Genomic DNA, 4,731 nt, shown 5'->3' with positions numbered 1-4,731 from the left:
CGTCGATTCATTGAATGTCGGCGCGATACCGTCGCTGTAGTGCATACCCAGCCAGCGCCACAGCTGTGCGTCGGTGAGCGGCACCTTGTCCGGCAGCGGGCAGGTATTCGCGCCGCCTGCGCCGGTGCGGATCGAGTCACTGGATGTCAGCGCCGGCAGCGATCCGCGCGCGGCGCTCGACGCTCTGATCGCCGAGCAGTCCGCCCGTCCGTTCGATCGCCTGACACCCCCGCTGCTGCGCGCCTGGCTGGTGAAGCTGGCACCGAAGGAACACGCGCTGGTGATGGTAGCCCACCACATCGTGATGGATGGATGGTCGATCAGCGTGTTCCTGCGCGAGCTGGCGTCCGGCTACAACGCCTTCCGGCGAGGCGATGAACCGTCCTGGCCACCTGCCGATGCATGGCGGCGGTTCGTGCTGGATGAGCGCGCGCGCCACGATGGCGCGGACGGGCAGGCCTCGCTGGACTGGTGGCTGACGCTGTACCGCACGCTGCCCGATCCGCTGGCGCTGCCGCTGGACCATCCGCGTGGGCGCCATGCCGGGTTCCGCGGCGCCACCTTCGCTGGCTGCCTCGACATTACGCTGGCCAGCACTCTGCGCGATGCCGCGCGGGCACAGCGGGTGACCCTGTTCGCATTGTTGCTCGGCGGCTTCTACGCGCTGCTGCAGCGGCTGTCTGGCCAGAACGACCTGGTCTGCGGCATCCCGTTCGCCGGCCAGGCCGTGAGCCGGTTCGGCCAGACCATGGGCGACAGCGACAACACCTTGCCGCTGCGCATGGCGGTGGACCCGGACCAGTCGTTCGGCGCGCTGGTCAAGCGCGTGCAGGCCACCGTGCTGGATGCGGGCGAGCATCAGGACGTGTCGCTGATGCGCATCGCACAGTCGCTCGCGCTGCCGCGCGATAGCGGGCGGACGCCGCTGACCGACGTGCTGTTCAACTTCAATCCGGCGGTGGCGGACACGCAGTGGGACGGCGTCGTGGTGACGCATGGTGACCTGCCCAAGCGCTACATGAACTGGGACATCGAGTTCCACTTCACCGAGCATGAGGGGCGCCTGGACTTCCTGTTCCACTACAACCCCGAGCTGTTCGACGCGGCCACGATCGAACGCTGGAGTGGCTACCTGCGTGAGATCCTGCGCCAGGGCGCGGCGGCGCCCGCGCAGCCGGTCGGCGACTACACGCTGATGAGCGCCGACGAACGGCGCCAGGTGCTGAACACCTGGAACGACACCGCAATGCCGCAGGATCGACAGCAGTCGCTGGTCGACCTGATCACTGCGAGCATGCGCGACTACCCGTCTCGAACGGCAGTCAGCAGCGGCGGCGGCGATTCACTGGACTACGCCGGCCTCGACGCCGCCTCGCGTGCGCTGGCGCTGGCGCTGGCGCGGCGCGGCATCGGTCGCGGCGATTATGTTGGCGTGTGCGTGCCGCGCACCGTGGACATGCTGGTGGCGGTGCTGGGCGTGCTGCGCAGCGGCGCGGCCTACGTGCCGCTGGATCCGGAGTTCCCACCCGAGCGGCTGCGCTACATGGCGGACAAGGCCGCTGTCCGCTCGATCCTTTGCGGACCGGCCGCGGCCGTCCCGGAGGTGCTGCGGCTGGGGGCACAACTGCTGGAAGTGACGCAGTTGATGCGCGAGCCGGACGCCGGGGGCGAACTGCCGGCGGTCCACGGCGACGATCAGGCATACGTGCTCTTCACATCCGGCTCGACCGGACAGCCGAAGGGCGTGCGCATCCTGCACCGGAACCTGGTGAATTTTCTGCGTTCGATGCAGCGCGACCCCGGTTTCGGTGCCGACGACGTGCTTTGCGCAGTCACCACGCTTTCGTTCGACATCGCCGGTCTGGAGATGTACCTGCCGCTGATCTGCGGCGGCCATGTGGTGGTGGCGACCGAGGCCGATCACCGTGATCCGCGCGCCTTGTGCGAACTGATCGAACGCACGCGTTGCACGGTTCTGCAAACCACACCGTCGCTACTCAAGCTGGTCGAGGAGATCGGCCACGACAGCGTTTTCGCCGGGCTGCGCCTGCTGGTCGGCGGCGAGGCACTGCCGCGAGCGCTGGCACGCTCGCTGGTGACGCGCTGCCGCGGCATGTGGAACCTGTACGGCCCCACCGAGACCACGATCTGGTCCACGGTGGCACCGATTGACGCCGGCGTGGAGGTGGTGCCACTCGGCCGGCCGATCGCCAACACGCGCATCTACGTGCTTGACCGCCGCGGCCAGCCGGTGCCGCCAGGGGTGATCGGGGAGATCGTGATCGCCGGCGACGGCGTGGCTGATGGCTACCTCGGCGAGCCGGAGCTGACCGCGCAGCGCTTCGTGCCCGAGCCCTTCCACGCTGGTGGCGGGCGCATGTACCGCACCGGTGATCTGGGCAGTTGGCATGACGGCATGCTGTATTTCCACGGCCGTGTCGATCATCAGATCAAGATTCGCGGCTTCCGTATCGAGCCCGGAGACATCGAGTCCGCCGCAGGCTCCCATGCCGCCGTGCGCGAATGCGTCGTGGTGGCACGCATGTTCGGTGATAACGATACGCGGCTGGTGCTGTATGCCGTGGCCGACGGCCCCAGGGGCGAGATCACCCAGTCCCTGCGCGCGCATCTCCGCGGACAGCTTCCTGGCTACATGCAGCCGCAACACATTGAACTGCTCGAAGCACTGCCGAAGACGCCCAATGGCAAGATCGACCGGGCATCCCTGCCCATGCCCGCGGCGACCGCAGCGACGTCGGACACCGAAGCCGCCGCCCTGCCTGCATCACAGCAGCCCGTGGTGGCGGCCGCGCCGTTGTCCGACCCACGCGAGGCCTATCTTGCCGCGATCTGGAGCGAGCTGGTTGGTATTGCGGACGTTCGCGGCAGCGACAATTTCTTCGACATCGGCGGACATTCGCTGCTGGCCGTTGAATTCGCTGCCCGCGTGCAACGCGAAACCAAGGTGAGGCTGAACCTTTTGAATGTTGCCACCGAGACGCTGTCGTCACTGGCCACGCTGTTGCCACCCATTCCACATGCCGCAACCGGCGACTCCAGGCCTGCATCCTTGCTGACCCGTTTGCGTCGCATGCTGGGAGCCCCAAGACATGGCTGAGCTTGCAGGAGTGCATCGCGCATGCTGATGCTGGCCATCGCGCTGTTCTGGGGCAGTGCCGCGCTGATCATCTACACCTACGCCGGCTATCCCGCCTGGGTCTGGCTGCAGGCGCGCTGCTGCGAACGCCGCGTATCGAAGCGCAACATCGCACCCAGCGTAAGCGTGGTGCTCGCTGTCCACAACGGTGCACACGAGATCCAGGCCAAGCTGACGAATCTCGCAAGCCTGGACTATCCAGGTGAGCAGATGGAGATCATCGTCGCCTGTGATGGCAGCGAGGACGATACCGCCACGCTGGCCCGGCACGCCGGAGACAAACGTGTGCGCGTCCTCGAGTTTCCTGCCCGCAGGGGCAAGGCGGCCTGCCTCAACGATGCCGTCGCGATGGCCACGGGCGAGGTGCTGCTGATGACGGATGTGCGCCAGAAGTTCGATCCTCCCGCACTGCGTGCTCTCGTCGCCAATCTCGCCGACGAGACGGTGGGCGCGGTCAGTGGCGAGCTTCAGTTCCGCGATGCGCAAAGCGGCTTCGCCAAAGGCGTCGATGCCTACTGGCGCTACGAGAAGCTGATCCGGCAGGCGGAAAGCCGGTCTGGGTCCACGATCGGCGTGACCGGCGCCATTTATGCCATGCGCCGCAGCCTGTTCCTGCCCATACCCGAGGGCACCGTGCTCGATGATGTGCTGATTCCCATGCAGGTGGCACGCGCAGGCAAACGCGTGGTGTTCGAACCGAATGCAGTCGCTTGGGATCGCCCTTCGCAGCAACCTGCCGAAGAGCGGCGACGCAAAGTGCGCACGCTGGCCGGCAACTACCAGCTCGTGCAGCTGGCGTCATGGCTCATCGCGCCGTGGAGCAATCCACTCTGGTTGCGCTTTCTCAGCCATAAACTGTTGCGCCTGCTGGCACCCTGGATGCTGCTGTTGCTGGTTCTGACGGCCGCGCTGCTGGCCCGGCACGATGGGGTCTACGCCATCAGTCTGGCGCTGCTGCTCGCCGGCGTGCTTCTTGCCGTGGCTGGACGCCTGCTGCCTGCGATCGGCCGCTGGCTTCCTGCCCGCCTTGCCGTAGCGTTCTTTTACATGAACCTGTTTGCGGCGCAGGCACTTATCGCATTCATAGGCAAAAGGAGATTGCACCTGTGGTGATGCGTGCGGATGAAACGGACGGCCGTGTTGGCATCCGGTCGCGCCTGGGCGAGTGGTCCTATTCGTCGGGCATGTTGTGGCCGATGCAGCGGCTCTGTGCGCCACTGAGAAGGAACCTGCGCATCCTTGCCTATCACAGGGTTCTGGATGTGCCTGACCCGGCGCGTTTCGATTTCGATCTCGAACTGGTGAGCACATCGCCGTCGCTCTTCCGCGAACAGATGAGGCTGCTCAAGCAGCGGTTCCATCCAGTCAGCTTGGGGGGTGTCGTCACCGCGATCCGTGAAGGCCGGGCATTGCCGCCTAATTCCGTGGCAGTGACTTTCGACGATGGCTACAGCGACAATTACCACATGGCCTTTCCTATCCTGCGCGAAGTCGGTGTGCCGGCTACGTTTTTCGTATCGACCGGTCATGTTGGCAGTGGCCTGCCGTTTGCCTACGACTGGCTTGTGCATATG

General features: G+C 66.0%; 3 protein-coding genes. All 3 read left to right on the top strand.

The annotated features are described in order from the left end of the window. Positions 1 to 73 precede the first annotated feature (73 nt). Positions 74 to 3,118, top strand: a complete 3,045-nt coding sequence (locus tag AC2VLV_RS05540; protein ID WP_486989023.1) for a non-ribosomal peptide synthetase — start codon at positions 74 to 76, stop codon at positions 3,116 to 3,118. A 21-nt stretch (positions 3,119 to 3,139) separates the two neighbouring features. Further along, positions 3,140 to 4,270 (top strand): glycosyltransferase family 2 protein, encoded by a 1,131-nt coding sequence (locus AC2VLV_RS05535; RefSeq protein ID WP_486989022.1) that lies wholly within the window; start codon positions 3,140 to 3,142, stop codon positions 4,268 to 4,270. After that, on the top strand, positions 4,270 to 4,731 hold a 462-nt coding region (locus AC2VLV_RS05530; RefSeq protein ID WP_486989024.1), incomplete at its 3' end, for a polysaccharide deacetylase family protein. The genes AC2VLV_RS05535 and AC2VLV_RS05530, both read left to right, overlap by 1 nt.

The organism is Thiomonas sp. TH-17, from assembly GCF_057473305.1.
Note: the sequence above shows the minus strand (reverse complement) of the source record. Positions and strands in the feature narration are given on the sequence as shown.